A 19310-nucleotide genomic window follows, 5' to 3' on the forward strand; every position below is an offset into this window, starting at 1 on the left:
TTCCTTATACTATATACTATTCTACCAAAAAAATAAACACCAGCCAGAGCGGAGCCACTCCATCCTGCATACGCTCCAATGCGCGATAAATAATTTTGCGTACACTTTTAGGCGTTATATGAAGTATTTCCGCAATTTCCTGATAACTCAAATCCTGCATAAAATGCAGATAGACCACCTCACGTTGTTTATTCGTCAATAAACCGAATAAACTTTCCAGTTGCTCTTCATAAGCCAGCCTCTCCTCCTCGTCTTCCATTAATGCAAGGGCATCCACCTTTATCTGAAAATCATAATTCACATTGTCGTCAAGGCTTAACAAGTTCGAACTCTTTTGTTTAAAAGATATAATTCTATTTTTCAGAGAGCGAAGCAGATAAAACTTAGGATTATCCGTTATCTCTATTTTATCTGCCGATTCGTATAAATGCAAAAAAATATCATGTATAACATCCAGCACATATTCTTTCTCTATACCAAATGCCATTCCATACGAGAACAACTCATCAACGTATTGTTCATACCATTTATCGAACTCACTAATTTTCTGCTTCATTTATACCTTGCCAGTTGTCATGTAAAACCTTAATATTCAAATGCAAACTTACAAATAATAAAATACTTAATTTTATATTTACACAACAAAATAGGACAAAAAATAAAAAAGCCACTCCGCAAATGCAGAGTGGCTTTCTATATATAATCTGTAACCTGGATTAAAGTTTGTTGTCAGAACCCAAAACGTTAAGAATTTTGTGTTTGTACAGTTTTTCCATGTTGTCACGAGCCGGACCCAGATATTTACGCGGGTCGAATTCAGCCGGTTTTTCAGCGAAAGTCTTACGGATTGCAGCAGTCATAGCCAGACGAGAGTCTGAGTCGATGTTGATCTTGCAAACTGCAGACTTAGCAGCCTTACGCAATTCTTCTTCAGGAATACCGATAGCAGCCTTCAAAGCACCACCGTATTTGTTGATAGTTTCAACTTCTTCTTCAGGAACAGAAGAAGAACCGTGAAGAACGATAGGGAATCCCGGAAGTTTTTCCATTACAGCGTCCAATACTTCGAATGCCAATGGAGGAGGAACCATCTTGCCAGTCTTCGGATCGATGTGGCACTGTTCCGGAGTAAATTTGTAAGCACCGTGAGAAGTACCGATTGAGATAGCCAAAGAATCACAACCTGTGCGAGTAGCGAAATCGATCACTTCTTCAGGGTCAGTATATGTGTGATGGTCAGAAGATACTTCGTCTTCAACACCAGCCAATACACCTAGTTCACCTTCAACTGTTACATCGAACTGATGAGCATAGTCAACAACTTTCTTTGTCAAAGCTACGTTTTCTTCGTAAGGCAGGTGAGAACCGTCAATCATTACAGAAGAGAAACCTGAGTCGATACAGCTCTTACAAGTTTCAAATGTATCACCATGATCCAGGTGAAGAACAATCTGAGGATTTGCACAGCCTAATTCTTTTGCATATTCAACTGCACCCTGAGCCATGTAACGCAACAGAGTTGCATTAGCATACTGACGAGCACCTTTAGATACCTGCAGGATAACCGGAGATTTTGTTTCAACAGCAGCCTTGATGATAGCCTGCATCTGTTCCATGTTATTGAAGTTGAAAGCCGGAATTGCATATCCGCCTTTGATGGCTTTAGCAAACATATCTCTAGTGTTTACCAAACCTAAATCTTTGTAATTTACCATTGTAGTATATATTATTACGTTAATGATTGAAAATCCTGCACAAAGATAAGAACTCTCTGAAAACTTTATGCTTTTAAGCATATAAAAATAACACAAAAGTAGTTCCACAATAAAAAATAGTTGGAAATTCTTTGTTAGTTTGAAGCAAATCCATACCTTTGCAAGCCAATTTACCGGTTACCAAACTAATAAGAGTATAAATTAAATTAGATAAAGAAGCAATGAAAAAAGGAATTCATCCTGAAAACTATCGTCCTGTAGTATTCAAGGACATGTCAAACGAAGATGTATTTATCACTCGTTCAACTATCAATGCAAAAGAAACTATCGAAATTGACGGTGTTACTTATCCGTTGGTAAAGGTCGAAATCTCTAACACTTCTCACCCGTTCTACACTGGTAAGTCTAAACTGGTGGATACAGCAGGACGTGTTGATAAGTTCATGAGCCGTTACGGTAACCGCAACAAAAAATAATTGGAAGTTGACCTGAGTCAACCGACAATTCAAATGAATTTATAAAAAAGGCAGCGAACAGATTCGTTGCCTTTTTTATTTTATCAAAGATTATTTTTACATTTGCAAGCATGATTGATTATGACACAGTAACCGGTCGTTTCCAATCTGCATTTATCAATTGTCAATTAATAAAATACCATGGCAAAAACAAAAGAAGAATTACTGAACATTCTCGACCAGTTCACACTGGCAGAAAAAGTTGTTTCCGCTGAACCTTTCGGAAACGGACACATTAACGATACGCTGAAAGTAACGAACGAAAAAGGCGAAATCAAATACGTATTACAACGTATCAACCATCTGATATTTACAAATGTAGATATGTTACAGAGCAATATCAACACTGTAACGACACATATCCGTGAGAAACTGGAAGCAAAAGGCGAAAACGATATCGACCGTAAAGTGCTGACTTTCCTTCCGACAAAAGATGGCAAACCTTATTACTTCGACGGCGATAGCTACTGGCGTGTATGCCTGTTCATCCCGAACAGCAAAAGCTATGAAGAAGTGACTCCCGAACTGTCTTATGAAGCAGGAAAAGCTTTTGGTGATTTCCAATCCATGTTGTCAGACTTGCCGGAAGGATCGCTGGGCGAAACAATTCCTAATTTCCATAATATGGAATTCCGCCTGCAACAATTCCATGATGCAGTAAAAGCAAATGCCGCAGGACGTCTGGAAGAAGTAAAAGACCTGATCGAAGAAGTAGAAAAACGTGCGGAAGCCATGTGTATCCAGGAACGTTTATATCGCGAAGGAAAACTTCAGAAACGCACAAACCATTGCGATACAAAAGTGAACAACATGATGTTCGATGCCGACACAGACAAAGTGCTTTGTGTGATCGACCTCGACACCGTTATGCCGGGATTCGTTTTGTCGGATATCGGTGACTTTATCCGTACAGGAGCAAACACCGGTGCAGAAGACGATGAAAATCTAGACAACGTAAATGTGAATATGGATATCTTCAAAGCATATACCCGTGGTTACATGGAAACAGCAAAGGCATTCCTTTCTCCGCTGGAAATCAGTCTGCTTCCTTATGGCGGCCGTCTATTGACTTATATGCAAACCGTACGCTTCCTGACAGACTATATCAACGGTGATACCTATTATAAGATACACAGTCCGAAACACAATCTGATCCGTACAAAAGCTCAGTTCAAACTGCTGCAAAGCCTCGAAGAACATGCTGAAGAGATGGACGGCTTTATGAAAGAATGGCTGTAAACAGGTGATAGTGGACAGATGACAGTGGACAGTTAATAGACACTCGGCGTTCAGCCATACTATTCAACTATTAACTGTCATCTGTCACTTGTCAACTCAATAGGTGAAAATAAAGAAGCAACGGCAAATAATCTTTCAAATCCTTTTTTAGTATTTCAATTGCCTTTGCTTTATAACGTTCCACCGTACGTAAAGGTATATTCAGTTTTTCGGCAATCTCTGTATTGCTATTGTTCTCCAACCGACTCATTTCAAAAATAAGACGATACGTCTGCGGTAGTTTTGCCAGTGCTTCATCCAGGAGTTTCTGAAGTTCGGTCAGCAGATAAAATTCATCATAATCGGACTGATCTGCATTCTTTGCCAGATAAGCATCGATATAATTTTGCTTGTACCCTTCCCGCTTCAGGTAATTGAGGCATTGATTCCTGACACTGACAACCAAATAATTTCTGGCAGACGATTCCACTCTTATTTTCTTCCTGCTTTCCCACAAAGTTACAAATACATCCTGAACCAGATCTTCGGCAACAGCCCGCTCTTCGACATAGCGTTTGGCAAAGAGACATAATGCCGGATAAAAAAGATCAAAAAGTATTCGATAAGCCTCTTTATCATCGTTTATGGCAATCTTCCATAACAATTCATCAGGATTCTGTATTTGAGTAGTCATTTTCATACAGATACAAATGTATTGAAAATTTTCTGAAAAAAAATCATGAAATAACTGGCGGTCTTTTTACAGTCAGTTATCCTATATATAAAGAAGCATATTTTTCATCTATCAAAGACAACATAATCGACAATGAAAGAAAAAGATTTTTTTGATTTGGAAAAGGAGACATTATTAATAAAATATACGCAGAAGCAAACCACACCGGAAGAAACCAGGCAAGTAGAATTCTGGCTGAAAGAATCGGATGACTGTCAAAAGGAATCAGACGTTCTCCGTCAGGCCCTGGAATTAAAAACGAAGATAAACGAGCATAATTCGTTCAATTCGCAAGAGGCATTTGCCGAAGTGAACAGAAAGCTGGAAAAGAGAAACAGAAGAAGGAGCCTGGTAAATTATTTATCGCGTGTCGCTGCGATTATTAGTATACCTCTCCTACTCTCTACACTGACTTTCGGATATCTGTTCTTTGAACGACAAGCACCGGCGATCGAAAGCTCCGTACAATTCATGGAGGTTCTTTCCGCCCCGGGTATGGTCACACGGCTGGAACTGCCGGATCACTCGAAAGTCTGCCTGAACGCAGGAAGTACATTACGTTACCCGACCGTTTTCACCGGAAACACCAGGGAAGTGGAATTGACAGGAGAAGGTTATTTCGAAGTGCAATCGGATAAGGAACACCCTTTCTTCGTCACTACCAAATCCGGTCTGAAAGTGATGGCACACGGTACGCAATTCAATGTAAACACATACGATGAACGTGAAGAAGTCGAAGCAATCCTGGTAGAAGGACTGGTGGATATTCACTCATACGATAAGTTCATTGCCGAGCTGAAACCGGGAGAAAGGTTGTCTTACAACAAACGAACGAATAAATATGAGATCCGGAAAGTCAACATCTATGAGAATACAGCCTGGAAAGACGGTAAAATCGTTTTCAGAAATACTTCTCTTGATGACGTATTCCGGGTGCTCGGTCAGCGTTTCAATGTAGAAATAGTGCTTCACAATCAGAAGAAGGATAAGGAATATAATTGTTGGGCCACATTTACCGACGAAACGATCTATCAGATATTCAGTTATCTGGAACAAGCCACACCGATCAGGTGGAAAGTGAATGCGATGAAACAAAACAGTGATGCCACATTTGCTAAACAGCGAATCGACGTTTGGTTAAAATAAAACAGAATGAATTGTTAAACTTAAATGATTAAAGCCTATGGAGAGAGATTGAAAATACAGTCATAAGAAAAACAAGAGCGAGGTGCAACTCACTCTTGTTCGCGAAAATCACATCTTTGGCACAAGATCCAAAGACATAATTAATCACTAAATCAGCAACAAAGTTATGAAAATCCAGAAATTATTCGGGGATATAGGATCCCTATATTTCTTTAAAACTTGTCGAAAAATGAGAATAGGCATATTTTTATTGTTAATCACGATCCTGCAGATAAGAGCAGAAGAATCCTATTCACAATCTGTGTCGTTATCGCTCGCTTTTTCAAATGCGACGGTCGAACAGGTATTGGAACAAATCGAAAAGGAGACCGAGTTTACCTTCCTGTTTACCGACAATACGCTCGATATCAGTAAACCGGTAAACATACAGGTTAAAAATCAGGAGATAGGCAAAGTACTGAACCAACTATTCAAAAACACGGATGTACAATACAGCATTGTAGACCGTCAGATCATTTTGTCTAAAAAAGGAGCTCCGTTTACCACCCAGCAAAGTAAACGGGTACAGGGAACAGTCAGAGATGAAGCCGGCATTCCCGTTATCGGTGCCAACGTTTCCGTCAAAGGAACTACGATCGGCACTATTACGGATATGGACGGGCACTTCAGCCTGGATGTTCCCGAGAACTCCCTCCTGTTGATATCATATATCGGATATCTATCCCGGGAAATCAGAGCCGAAGCCGGTAAAGCACTTACCATCACACTTTCAGAAGATACACAAAGCCTGGATGAAGTCGTGGTAGTAGGTTTCGGTACACAGAAGAAAGTAAACCTGACAGGTTCCGTCGGGATCGCTAATGCAAAAGACCTGGAAGCACGTCCGGTAACCACCGCTACACAAGCCTTACAGGGTTTAGTCCCGGGTTTGCAGATCACACAACGTTCCGGCGACCTGAGCCAGACAGCCGATATAAACATCCGTGGTATCGCCACGATCGGACAAGGTTCAAGCGGCAGCCCGCTGATCCTGATCGACGGGATGGAAGGAGATATCAATGCACTGAACCCGCAGGATATAGAAAATATCTCTGTATTGAAAGATGCGGCAGCTTCCTCCATCTATGGTTCGCGTGCACCTTTCGGTGTGATACTGATCACCACGAAAACCGGTGTCAGCGGCAAACCCGTCATCAACTATAACAACAGTTTCCGCTGGAACGATCCCGTTCTGTTACAGGACCAGGTAGACTCCTATAAATTCGCTTTATACTTCAACGAAGCGAGAGCGAATGCCGGACAAACACCTTATTTTGATGCAACATGGTTACAACGGATCAAAGACAACCGCGATGGACATCCGTCCACTCCGACCATGATCGAAAACCCCAGCAATCCGGGTTACTGGATGGACCCTTACAGTTCGGGTAGCGCCAACCAGGATTGGTATAACACGATTTTCGGGCATTGGGCTTTTTCACAAGAACACAATTTCAGCCTGAACGGAGGGAATGACAAAGTGACTTATTATCTGTCTTTGAACTACCTCGATCAGAACGGTTTGCTAAAGATTTCCGATGATAATTTCGGCCGCTATACCGCTACCGGAAAGATCAACGTCAAGATGACGGACTGGGCGCAACTGAATTACAGCAGCCGTTTTATCCGCGAAGATATATCCAAACCGACGACACTGGACGGTGTTTACGAAGGTTTAACCCGCCAGGCATGGCCATTTATGCCGGCTTACGACCCGAACGGTTATCTTTACAGTGCTCCTACTCCGGCACTCGACCTGGTGGAGGGCGGCAGGATCAAGAAACAGGCCGACTATCTGTATCAGCAGGCACAGTTAGTTCTGGAACCGATCAAAGACTGGAAAACATTCGTCGACGTAAACTATCGTATCTACAACTCGACACAGCATACAGACCGCCAGATCACCTATAACCACAATGTTGCCGGCGACCCGTATGTTTATAATTCAACCAGCTATGTATCCGAAGACATGTCGAAAGAAAATTATTTAAACTTCAATGCCTATACGGAATACAGCAAGCAACTGGAATCTGGTCATAACTTCAAAGGCATGTTCGGTTTCCAGTCTGAGTTATCGAAGAAAAAGTATACCTACCTGCAACGCAACGGTATCATCGTGCCGGGATTACCGAAAACAGATATTACTTCCGGCGTCGATATCAATGGCAACCCGATCACACCGACTGTAAAAGGCTCTTCCGATCATTGGGCTACTGCCGGTTTCTTCGGACGTATCAACTATGATTACGAGGGAAAATACCTGGCAGAAGTCAACCTGCGTTATGACGGGACATCACGCTTCCGTTCATCGGAACGATGGAACCTGTTCCCCTCTTTCTCACTGGGGTGGAACCTGGCACGTGAAAATTTCTGGGAACCGATCGCCGATCACGTAGGCACATTCAAACTCAGAGGTTCTTACGGAGAATTAGGGAACCAGAATACGACAAGCCTGTACCCGACATATGCACAGATGCAATTCCAGGCCTCGAACGGAACGTGGCTGATCAACGGAATGAAACCTAATATCGCTATCACACCGGAACTGATCGCCTCCTCCCTGACGTGGGAAAGGGTAAAAACATGGAATATAGGTCTCGACTTCGGTGCATTGAACAACCGGCTGACCGGATCGTTCGACTACTTCGTCAGAAACACACTCGATATGATCGGCCCGGCTCCGGAACTACCGATCACGTTAGGAACAAACGTACCGCGCACCAATAATACCGACTTGAAAACCTACGGTTGGGAACTCTCTGTCGGCTGGAACGACCGCCTGCAAAATGGACTGGGTTACGGTGTACGGCTAATGCTGTCCGACTCACAGACTGAGATCACCCGCTATCCGAACAAAACCGGTGTCATCGCAAGCGATACATACCGGAAAGGAATGAAAGTCGGAGAAATATGGGGTTATACCACAGTCGGCATCGCCAAGACACAGGCCGAAATGGACCAGCATCTTGCCAGCCTGCCTAACGGCGGACAAAGTGCCCTTGGTTCGCTCTGGGCAGCCGGTGATATTATGTACGCCGATACGAACGGTGACGGCAAAGTAGATGCCGGTGCCAACACGATCAGCGACCACGGCGACCTTTCCATCATCGGAAACTCGACACCGCGCTACCATTTCGGTATCGACCTGACAGCCGATTGGAAAGGTATCGACTTCCGCGCCTTCTTCCAGGGTGTGATGAAACGCGATTACTACCAGAACAGTTCTACGTTCTGGGGAAGTCACGGCGGCATCTGGTGGTCGACCTGCTATGCACCTCATCTGGATTATTTCCGTGACGAGAATTCAGTTATGGTACAGGCTGGTGAAGCCGGTGTGAATCTGGATGCTTATTTCCCGCGCCCCAGTTTCCGTACGAACATGAACCATAACATACAGACCCGTTACCTGCAAAACGCAGCTTATATCCGTCTGAAGAACGTACAGTTAGGCTATACATTGCCTTCGTCTCTCACCAACAAATTCTATGTATCCAAACTGAGAGTATTCGTCTCCGGCGAAAACCTCTGGACAGGAACCGGTTTATTCAAAACCCTCGACCCGGAAACGATCGATGCCGGTTACGGTGGTAGCGGATATCCTTTGTCCAAGACTTTATCGTTTGGCTTAAGTGTAACCTTATAAAACAGAATCATTATGAACCGTATAAATAATATATGCAAACAGACAGCAGGCATTATCCTGGCCGGACTCTTATTCTCGTGTAACGATTATCTGGACAGAGAGCCGCTCTCACAGATCACACCCGAATATTACCTGACGGAAGAAAGCCAGCTAGCTTCCTATATAAATAACGTGTATCCGGATATCCTGCCTTCACACAATACAGACATCAACTGGTACGGCACATTCGGATGGGATGTCGGAACAGACAATATGATCGCCAAAGGTGATTATAAAGACTATGTTCCCGGCGAGTTGAAAACAGCACAGACCGGTGGCGACTGGGAGTTCACCAAGATATACAAATGCAATTATTTCCTCAGCAGAGTTGTAGATAAATGGAAAGCCGGAGAGATCAGCGGAAACGAAGAGAATGTGAAACATTATATCGGTGAAGTCTATTTCCTCCGTGCCTATGAATATTTCAATAAGCTACAAGCTTTCGGCGATTTCCCGATCCTTTACCGTCCGGTCATCGACGAACAGGAAGCATTGACCGAAGCCAGTAAACGGGCACCGCGCAACGAGGTGGCACGTTTCATCCTGGCAGACCTCGATTCGGCGATCGTTATGCTGAAAGACGCTTCGCCCGACGGTAAAAAGAACCGCCTCTCCCGTAACTGCGCCTATCTGTTCAAATCGAGAGTTGCATTGTTCGAGGGTACCTGGTTGAAGTATTTCCGCAATACCCCATTCGTGCCCGACGGTAGCGGATGGCCCGGAAAAAGCAAAGAGTATAATGCTAACTTCCAATATCCTTCAGGAAGTATAGACAATGAGATCGACTATTTCCTCGGCCAGGCTATGGATGCGGCAAAAGTCGTAGCCAATGCCGTTTCATTGACAGAAAACAATGGTATTTTACAACAAAGCACGGAAGATACCTCGAATCCATACTATAATATGTACGCTGATGAAAATATGGCTGGTTATGACGAGATTCTCATGTGGCGCCAGTATGACAAAGGATTAACATTGACACATGGTGTCGTTCAATTCGCACAAAAAGGAAATGCAGGCCAGGGTATCACACGCGGTATGGTCAATACCTTCCTGATGGCTAACGGATTACCTATCTATGCTGCCGGTTCGGGTTACGCCGGCGACGATTATGTCTCCGATGTACGTAAAGAACGCGACGGCCGCCTATGGCTCTTCCTCAAAGAACCGGGACAGACCAACGTGCTCTATCCTTCTTCCGACGGAACACATGCCACCCCGGTTGAACCGGTTCCCGACATCACTATCGGTAACGCCGACGTGTATTATTCCACAGGATATGCCATCCGTAAAGGCGGCAACTTCGATGCCAAGCATTGCGCCAACTTCGGTTCGTATATCGGTAGCATCACCTTCCGCGCAGCCGAGGCTTACCTGAATTATATCGAAGCCTCTTACGAAAGAACCGGGGCGATCGACGGAACTGCCGCTTCCTACTGGCGGGCCATCCGCACCCGGGGCCATCTCGATACTGATTACAACAAAAGTATCGCAGCTACCAATATGAGTGAAGAGGGTAAATATAACTGGGGAGCCTATTCTGCCGGTCAATTGATCAGTCCGACGCTTTACAATATCCGTCGCGAACGCAACTGCGAACTGATGGCCGAAGGTTTCCGCCATATGGACCTGAAACGCTGGCGTGCGATGGATCAACTGATTGCCAGCCCGTATCATATCGAAGGCTTTAAACTTTGGGGACCGATGAAAGACTGGTATAAAGACAGTGAAGGAAACAGTATCCTGATCTATGGTGCAAACGATTCCAGATCGAACGTCTCCGCACCGGAACTGAGCCAGTATCTGCGTCCGCAGGAAGTGGCAGGTAATTCACTGATTATGCAACAGGGAGGTTTCAAATGGGCGATGGCTCATTACCTTTCACCGATCGCCATACAGAATTTCCTGAATACCTCTGCAGACGGTAGCGATGTGGGTACCTCTCCGATCTATCAGAACCCGGGATGGCCAACCTCTCCGAATCAGGGAGCTGAAAATCTATAATAGGGATAATTTTAAAGAGCAGACATCGTGTTTAGGGTGATACGATGTCTGCCCCCTATCGTAACATTGTCCATCTTTTAGATGGTTTTATCTATTTAATCTTTATACAGAATCCTGTTAATTTGCAGAATATGCACACTATATCTCATTTATAATTCAATACTCATGAAAAAGTACTTGTTGATCTTATTTTCCTTTTTAGCTCTGACAGCCTGCCGTCAGGCCGATAATAAACAATCCCTGCAAGGAGAATGGCGCTTTGCCCTCGACCAGGACGACCGGGGATTGACAGAACAATGGTACACTCGGTCATTAACCGATACGATCCATCTGCCCGGTTCGCTTCAGGAGCAGGGATATGGCGATGAGGTCGGGATTGAAACGCCCTGGACCGGACAGATCGTCGACAAGTCATGGTACGACTCCCCTTTATATGAGAAATTCCGCCAGCCGGGAAATATCAAAGTACCCTTCTGGCTGAATCCGGACAGACATTATGTAGGAGTCGCCTGGTACCAGAAAGAGATCGATATACCCGCTTCATGGACCGGCAATCCGGTACAACTCGAACTGGAACGTACGCATTGGGAAACGACACTTTTTCTGGACGGTGTCGAAATGGGAAAACATGAATCTTTGTCTACTCCCTATCGCTATACATTCAAAGAGTTGACGCCCGGAAAACATACGCTGACCCTTCGTGTAGACAACCGGGTCAATATTGAAGTCGGTGTGAATGCACATAGCGTTTCCGACCATACGCAGTCGAACTGGAACGGTGTAATCGGAACGATCAGTCTGACTGCTAAACCGTCCCTTTATATAGACGACATACAGATATATCCGAACATCGCCGATAAAACGATTAAAGTAGCCGTATCGTTGGACGGTACGACTACAACGAACGATGCCACCCTCCTTCTTCAGGTAGAGAAAAAAGACGGCGGCGTGATTGGCAAACCTCATAAAGTCACCGTTGACCCTGAAACCGGGATGACGCAGGAAATCACTCTATCGATGGGAGAAGATGCCCTGCTCTGGTCGGAACACAGTCCGAACCTATACACGCTGCGTGCCGTTGTTGAGAGCAATGGAAAGCAAGAAGAGCAATACCGTACTTTCGGTCTCCGCGAGTTCAAGGCAAACGGTACACGTTTCGAAGTAAACGGTCACCCGGTATTCCTCCGGGGAACCCTGGAATGCTGTATATTCCCACTGACCGGATATCCCGCTACGGATCGCGCTTACTGGACAAAAATATATAACCAGTGTAAAGCATACGGTCTGAATCATGTCCGTTTCCATTCCTGGTGTCCTCCTGAAGCAGCCTTTGCCGTTGCCGACAGCATGGGATTCTATCTGCAGGTCGAATGTGCAGGTTGGGCAACCGTAGGCGACGGTGGTTACTCCGACCAGTGGTTCCGCGAGGAAAGCGACCGCATCCTGAAAGAATACGGCAACCATCCTTCTTTCTGCTTGATGGCCTACGGGAATGAGCCCGGTGGAGCAAACCAGGTAAAATACCTTTCCGAACTGATCGACCACTGGAAATCGAAAGATCTGCGCCGCGCCTACACAAGTTCCGGAGGATGGCCTTACGTAGAAAATGCAGACTACTGGAATGCCCCCGATCCGCGTATACAAGGATGGGGAGAAGGATTGCGCAGCATCATCAATGCACAATCACCCCGTACCGATTACGATTTCGCCCATATCATCCGGGAAAATATGCCGACAGTCAGTCATGAGATCGGGCAATGGTGTGTATATCCGAACTTAAAGGAAATAGATAAATACACCGGTGTCCTGAAAGCTAAAAACTTCGAAATATTCCGCGAAACATTGAAAGATCATCACATGGCCGACCTTGCCGACGCATTCCTGTATGCTTCCGGCCGGTTACAAACGCTCTGTTACAAAGCCGATATAGAAGCAGCATTACGTACTCCGGGCTTTGCCGGTTTCCAACTGCTCGACCTGCATGATTTTCCGGGACAGGGAACGGCGCTTGTCGGTGTTCTCGATCCTTTCTGGGATGAAAAAGGATATGTAACAGGCGAAGAATACAGCACATTCTGTAATAATACAGTTCCGCTTATCCGCTTTCCGAAAATGGTCTGGCTGAACAATGAAACATTGAATGTCCCGGTCGAAATAGCCCATTTCGGAGAAAAGCCTTTACAGGCCGCCCATATCAACTGGCAGATCAGTGACCGAGCCGGTACAAAACTGGCACAAGGCAGTTTCACGAAAGACCTTCCAGTAACCAACTGTATCCCGGCCGGTAAAATCGAATACGCCCTTTCCGGTATCGGTAAACCGTCGCAACTGATTGTCAGCGTGGAAGTGAAAGAGACAAACAGTAAGAACCAATGGAATATCTGGGTATATCCCGCCAAACAGGAAGCCGTAAAACAACTGCCCTATATAACCTCTACACTCGACAACCAGACGATGGCACGCCTCGACAAAGGCGAAAATGTGCTGCTCCTGTTAGCTCCCGGAAGCATCCTGCCGGAAAAAGGCGGAGATATCCGTGTCGGTTTCTCTTCCATCTTCTGGAATACAGCCTGGACAAACAAGCAACCTCCCCACACATTGGGAATCCTCTGCGACCCGGCACATCCGGCACTGGCAGCCTTCCCTACCGAAGGATACAGCGATTATCAATGGTGGGACCTCGTAAGCAATTGCAATGCAATGGTACTGGATGACTTTCCGGCAGATTACCGTCCGGTAGTGCAGCTGGTAGACGACTGGTTCACGAACCGGAAACTGGGAATCCTGCTGGAAGGCAAAGTAGGCAACGGCAAACTGATGGTATGCAGTGCGGACCTTCAAAAAGACCTGGATAAACGCCCGGCAGCACGCCAGCTCCGACAGAGTATCCTGCAATATATGGCATCCGGCCGTTTCAATCCGTCTACTTCGCTCGACCCGGCATTGGTGAAGGCTTTATATCAAAAATAAAGATTTCAGTGATCAACATTAAAGCGAATATTCATGAAACAAATAACTTTAACCATACTTATTCTCCTGTCCTTCCTATCTCCGGTAGCACAAGGACAGGAGAATAAGATTCCCTTGCCGACGGAAGCACAACTGCGTTGGCATAATTACGAGCGTGTGATGTTCGTCCATTACGGTCCGGCAGCCTGGCAAGGAAGGGAATATGATAATTTTACCACCCCGCTCGACCGTCTGAAAGTACCCGACCTGAATACCGACCAATGGTGTGAAGTGGCCCGGTCGTGGGGAGCCGGAATGGTTCTTTTCGTAGCCAAACATTGCGGCGGCTTTTGCTGGTGGCAAACAGAGACGTCCGATTACGGAGTCAAGGAAATACCCTGGCGGAACGGTAAAGGCGATGTGCTGAAAGACCTCTCCGAATCCTGTAAAAAGTATGGTCTCGACCTGGGTGTCTACATCTATCCGGGCGACGACCGCTGGGGAGCCGGTATCGGTAGCGGAGGAATTACGCAAGACCCGTCCAAACAGGAAGCCTACAACAAAGTCTTCCGTACCCAGCTGATCGAAGTCCTCACCCAATACGGTCCGATCAGCGAAGTCTGGTTCGACGGTAACTGCCGCATCCCGGTGAAAGATATCCTCGATAAATATGCTTCCAACTCCGTCATCTTCCAAGGGGAACAGGCAAATCTCCGATGGGTGGGGAATGAGGATGGCTATGCCCCTTATCCGAACTGGTACACGGTAAAGAAAGAGGACCTTACTTCCGGTGTCTCCACCGCCCTTCACTCGGATGTGGAGGGTGATTGCTATGCACCCGTGGAAGTCGATGTTCCGTTACTCAAGAACAAAGGACACAAATGGTTCTGGGCACTCGGATGCGATACGCTATTGATGACACAGGAGCAACTGATGAACCTGTATTATAAATCAGTCGGACGGGGTTCCGTCCTTCTCCTTAATTCCACACCCGATACGACCGGAGTCATCCCCCGTACACATGCCGCCGTCTATCAGGCTTTCGGCAAAGAAATAGAGAACCGGTTCGCCCACCCGCTGAAACAAACGGCAGGCAATGGCGACATGCTTGAACTTGAATTTTCCGGGCCGACAACCGTCAACCATTGTATTCTACAGGAAGACCTGAGCGGAGGACAGCGCGTTCTCACCTATCAGCTGGAAGGATATACGGAAGACAATCAATGGATACCTGTTTACAAAGGTAGTTCCATCGGAAATAAAAAGATAGATCATTTCCCTTCACTCCGCCTGAAAAAGCTACGTGTTCATTTCACGCAATCGAAAGCAACACCGCTCATAAAGAAATTCTCCGCGTTTCATGTGGTCAGCGAACTCGATGATCTGCAAAACGATCGTCTACAGGATAAACCCCAGGTCATAGAAACCTGGTCTGCCAAGACATTCAACCCTGACCGATGGACAGAGATCAGTCTCGACCTCACTCCTTACGTCAATCAGATCGGCGAATATGAGATCGTTTTCTCCCGGCTGGCGACCGATTATCTGAGTAACAAACCCTCTGATCTGGAATTTAAAGACCCCGTACTTTTCATGTATGGAGAAAAACAAGTATCTTCGCTCGCCCTTTTACCAAAGAAACACACTTTCAGGATTACCCGTTCACAACAAACACTGGATGAATTTCCTACTACCCTGAATGTAAAAGTAAAAAACAAAGGGGCATCATCAATCGGCGAGATAACGATCAAAAGGTTAACATATTAAACAAATGAACATGAAACAACTCTCTCTAATCGGCAGAATCGTTCTGCTTTTCGCATTCGCACTGGTCTTTCAGGCCGGGGCACAGAATGTAAATCTAAAAACTCGTTCTACTCAAATCGGAATCAATAACGAAGGTTATTTCTCTTCCATCCAAGTAGAAGGCAAAGATATCCTCCATACAGGAAAATATCCGCTCGTAACAGCTTGCACAGGAAACGAACTGGTCACCCCGACAAAATTGACTTCCAGCGGAAACCAACTAAAACTAACGATGTCCGATGGCGGTACCATCGCCCTGAAACATAAGGAAAGCGATGTCTGCATCACGCTGGAAGTGGCTAATATCCCGGAAAAATATGAAGTATTGCTATTCGGCCCATTAGCCGTTAATATCAATGAAGTGGTCGGCGATGTAGTCGGTGTAGCCCAGGGCAACGGCGTTGCATTCGGCATACAGGCACTGAACATCAAGACGAATGCGGGTATCCCGGAAGAATACGGTCAACTGGTCACACAGACTTACGGTTACACCGGAAAGTCAGCCGAACTATCCGTTGCCAGCATTCCCGACTATAAACTGGCAGCTGCCGATATCTCCGACGGTACAGTATTCCATTTCTCCGCTCGCAGAAGGAACAAACAGGAATACCGCAAAGTACAACAGATCGGAAAATCGCTGGTTCTCCCGGTAGAAGGAGAAGACGGCCTGATCAAAGGTTCGAAAATAGCGTTCTTCGGAAGCAAGCATACGGATGCACTGGCCCGTATCGGTGAAATTGAGATCGAACAGGGGCTTCCTCACCCGTTGTTTGACGGAGAATGGGGTAAAACAGCCCGTGCAGCCATGAAATCTTATCTGATCTCCGATTTCTCGGAAGATAATCTCGATATGATCCTCGATAAGGCTAAGATTGCCGGATTCGAATATGTATACCATAGCGGCCCGTTCCTGGACTGGGGACATTTCAACTGGGATCCTAAATTCACGAAAAACGGTGACGAGGGTGTAAAGAAAATGGTAGACAAGGCAAAGGCGGAAGGTATTGCCATCGGTGTACATACCCTCAGTAACTTTATGACTACCAACGATGCCTATGTAACTCCCGTCCCCTCCGACCATTTATTGAAACAAGGCGTATTGTCACTCACCTCCGATCTGGACAAGGATCAAACGGAGATGACAATCAAGAAATCAGACCTGTTCTCTATGCCGATGAGCCTGAACGCCATGCAGATCGACAAAGAACTGATCACTTACGGAAGTATGGAAGACAAAGGGGAAACATTCCTGCTGAAAAACTGTAAAAGAGGAGCATACGGTACGACAGCCGTAGCCCATTCACAAAAAACTCCGCTTTACAAGCTATGGGATTATCCGTACAAAACTCTGTTTCCGGATCTGGTCCTGCAGGACAAATTCTCCGACCGACTGGCGGAGATCATGAATAAAACAGGACTTTGCCAGATCTCTTTCGACGGCCTGGAAGGATGCTCTTACACCGGACAGGACGAATATGCAAACAATCGCTTCGTCTATCGCTGGTACAATCAGCTGAACCATAACGTACTGAACGATGCCAGCCGCCTCAGCCATAACTTATGGCATATCCATACCCGCATGAACTGGGGTGAACCCTGGGGAGAAGCAATGCGTACAGGCCAGGTAGAAAACCGTATCAAAAACCAAGCATTCTTCAAACGTAATCTTTTCCCGCGTATGTTGGGATGGTTCCTGATACGCCTGGCAGACCGCAACTTCGAATGCTCTTCTTTGGAAGATTTGGAATGGGCATTATCCGAGTCAGCCGGTTTCGATGCCGGTTATGCTATGACGATCAACAGCAACACATTGCGCCGTCACGGACAAATCGACAAGTTGCTGGGAGCCATCAAAGACTGGGACAAATTGCGCGAAGCAGAAGCCTTCACCGAAGAACAGAAGGCCCGCCTGAGAGATCCGCAGACCGAATGGCATCTGGAGAAAACAGACGAACAGAATTATAACCTCTACCCGCTCCATATCTCCAAGCATTATCGTTGTAACCTGGCAGAAATGCAACCGGGACAACCGGGGGGAGCCGACTGGTCATGGGAAAGTCCTTATGAAAGTGTGTATGCTATCCGTCTGAAAGTGGATGGAGACGGCACGATCAAAGATCCGTCTTTCACAACCCCTAAAGGAGTGATCAAGTTCCCTTGCGAGATTTCCGACCGCCAGTATCTGCTTTATACTTTCGATGGAAAGGCTGTAGTTACCGACAAGAATTACAATGTGATCAGCGAAGTGCAACCCCAGGGAAATGCGGTACTTCCTGCCGGTTCATCGGCCGTCGCATTCTCCTGCGAACAGATCAGCGAAGATGCACCGGAGGTGATTATCCGTTATATTACCAAAGGGACACCGGAAGTAATAAAGCTGAAGAAGTAACAAAGGCATAGTCGCCTACTTTATTTCAAATAGTTTCTCCCTAACGGAACATTAGTTTCATCAGGGAGAAACTTTTGTTTCATGCCTAAGATGGTTATCCGATTTCAGTGCATTGAATTGTCTCAGGCGGTACTCTCTCGGGGAACAACGGATCATCTTCGAGAACAAACGGGAGAACTGGGACAGATTACTGATCCCAACTTTTTCCGCTATCTCTACGATCGACATGTGAGAAGTGAGCAATAAAGTCTGCGCCCGCTCGATCCGTTTCAACTGGATATATTCGCAGGGAGGCATACCTATGATCCGTTTGAACACTTTGGAGAAATGGTCGGAAGTAATGCACATCAAATCGGCCAGGGTTGAAACGGAGATGCGTTGCTCCAAATTTTTATTGATATACTGTATCGTCACATCCAGCTTCTCATACAGACTGTTCCCTTCCGGCAAAAGTAGGCATTCTTCTGTTATGAAACGGGAAAAGAGCTGTAACAGGATGCCGCTGCTCTCCACACGGTTGGAGAATGTCGAAATAGAAACACCATCTTCTTTGGTATAAATATTCCGGTTGTTATCATACTGTTTCGGGTCCACCGCCGGTAACGACTTATACGGATTAAGAGCCAGAAAACGTTCCATCAGGGAATAATCCATCGCAGTGGCCTCCACCTGCAAATTCATTTTCATAGGATTACTGATGCCTTTTCCTCCAGTCGTTTCATCGAAAAAACAGATATAATAATGTTCCATGAAATCGTCACACTCATAACTATGGAATGCAAATTTAGGTATCAGGAACAGTTGGCCGGGCAGCAATTCATATCCTTTCTGGTTGATATAAACCTTCCCTTTTCCTTTGGTAATCAGGTAAAGCCTATAAAACGGACTGATAACATCCTGATAATTCCACCAGGTTTCCACCCGGGAATGATCGGCATAAAGCAAAGGCAGTGACAAGTCGTACGGAGAATAAGAAACAAGCATATCAGATGTTTATTAGTTAACCGTCGTAAATATAGGAATTAAATTCAAATCACAATATCGGATTATGCAAAGTATTCGTCTTATTTTGTCAATGTTTGGAAAAAGAGAAGCTTTATTTTTGTAACTACTA

Annotated in this window: 12 protein-coding genes; 8 read left to right on the forward strand and 4 right to left on the reverse strand. The window is 45.6% G+C overall.

Annotated elements, in window-relative coordinates:
• Positions 1 to 16: 16 nt before the first annotated feature.
• Together DWW23_RS14090 and DWW23_RS14095 are read right to left on the reverse strand one after the other, a co-directional pair.
• Positions 17 to 556: an RNA polymerase sigma factor gene (locus tag DWW23_RS14090; RefSeq protein WP_122353920.1), complete on the reverse strand. Its 540-nt coding sequence runs from the start codon at positions 554 to 556 to the stop codon at positions 17 to 19.
• A gap of 160 nt (positions 557 to 716) precedes the next feature.
• Positions 717 to 1715 (reverse strand): class II fructose-bisphosphate aldolase, encoded by a 999-nt coding sequence (locus DWW23_RS14095; RefSeq protein ID WP_122353921.1) that lies wholly within the window; start codon positions 1713 to 1715, stop codon positions 717 to 719.
• Between the two features lie 221 nt (positions 1716 to 1936).
• Between DWW23_RS14095 and DWW23_RS14100 the strand changes: the two genes are divergently transcribed.
• The gene (locus tag DWW23_RS14100; RefSeq protein WP_007659112.1) at positions 1937 to 2191 is read left to right on the forward strand and encodes a type B 50S ribosomal protein L31; all 255 of its coding nucleotides are present in this window, start codon (positions 1937 to 1939) and stop codon (positions 2189 to 2191) included.
• A 180-nt stretch (positions 2192 to 2371) separates the two neighbouring features.
• Positions 2372 to 3469, forward strand: a complete 1098-nt coding sequence (locus DWW23_RS14105) for a phosphotransferase enzyme family protein (RefSeq protein ID WP_122353922.1) — start codon at positions 2372 to 2374, stop codon at positions 3467 to 3469.
• 91 nt (positions 3470 to 3560) lie between these two features.
• Here DWW23_RS14105 and DWW23_RS14110 read toward each other — a convergent pair whose 3' ends face one another.
• The gene (locus DWW23_RS14110; protein ID WP_122353923.1) at positions 3561 to 4148 is read right to left on the reverse strand and encodes an RNA polymerase sigma-70 factor; all 588 of its coding nucleotides are present in this window, start codon (positions 4146 to 4148) and stop codon (positions 3561 to 3563) included.
• Between the two features lie 126 nt (positions 4149 to 4274).
• Here DWW23_RS14110 and DWW23_RS14115 point away from each other — a divergent pair, with 126 nt between their 5' ends.
• The 6 genes from DWW23_RS14115 (at position 4275) to DWW23_RS14140 (ending at position 18196) form a co-directional block, all read left to right on the forward strand.
• Entirely contained in the window at positions 4275 to 5327 is a 1053-nt protein-coding gene (locus tag DWW23_RS14115) for a FecR family protein (protein ID WP_122353924.1), read from the forward strand.
• Between the two features lie 229 nt (positions 5328 to 5556).
• Complete coding sequence (locus DWW23_RS14120) at positions 5557 to 9009, forward strand: TonB-dependent receptor (protein ID WP_122353925.1); 3453 nt, start codon at positions 5557 to 5559, stop codon at positions 9007 to 9009.
• A gap of 12 nt (positions 9010 to 9021) precedes the next feature.
• Entirely contained in the window at positions 9022 to 11052 is a 2031-nt protein-coding gene (locus DWW23_RS14125) for a RagB/SusD family nutrient uptake outer membrane protein (protein WP_122353926.1), read from the forward strand.
• A 165-nt stretch (positions 11053 to 11217) separates the two neighbouring features.
• Positions 11218 to 14022 (forward strand): sugar-binding domain-containing protein, encoded by a 2805-nt coding sequence (locus DWW23_RS14130; protein ID WP_122353927.1) that lies wholly within the window; start codon positions 11218 to 11220, stop codon positions 14020 to 14022.
• Between the two features lie 33 nt (positions 14023 to 14055).
• Positions 14056 to 15768, forward strand: coding sequence for an alpha-L-fucosidase (locus DWW23_RS14135; protein ID WP_122353928.1), 1713 nt, complete (start codon positions 14056 to 14058; stop codon positions 15766 to 15768).
• Between the two features lie 10 nt (positions 15769 to 15778).
• The gene (locus DWW23_RS14140; RefSeq protein ID WP_122353929.1) at positions 15779 to 18196 is read left to right on the forward strand and encodes a hypothetical protein; all 2418 of its coding nucleotides are present in this window, start codon (positions 15779 to 15781) and stop codon (positions 18194 to 18196) included.
• Between the two features lie 60 nt (positions 18197 to 18256).
• Here DWW23_RS14140 and DWW23_RS14145 read toward each other — a convergent pair whose 3' ends face one another.
• Positions 18257 to 19180, reverse strand: coding sequence for an AraC family transcriptional regulator (locus DWW23_RS14145; RefSeq protein WP_122353930.1), 924 nt, complete (start codon positions 19178 to 19180; stop codon positions 18257 to 18259).
• Positions 19181 to 19310 lie beyond the last annotated feature (130 nt).

Origin of the sequence: Parabacteroides sp. AF14-59, from assembly GCF_003479515.1 — a bacterium.
GTDB classification, from domain to species: Bacteria; Bacteroidota; Bacteroidia; order Bacteroidales; family Tannerellaceae; genus Parabacteroides; species Parabacteroides faecis.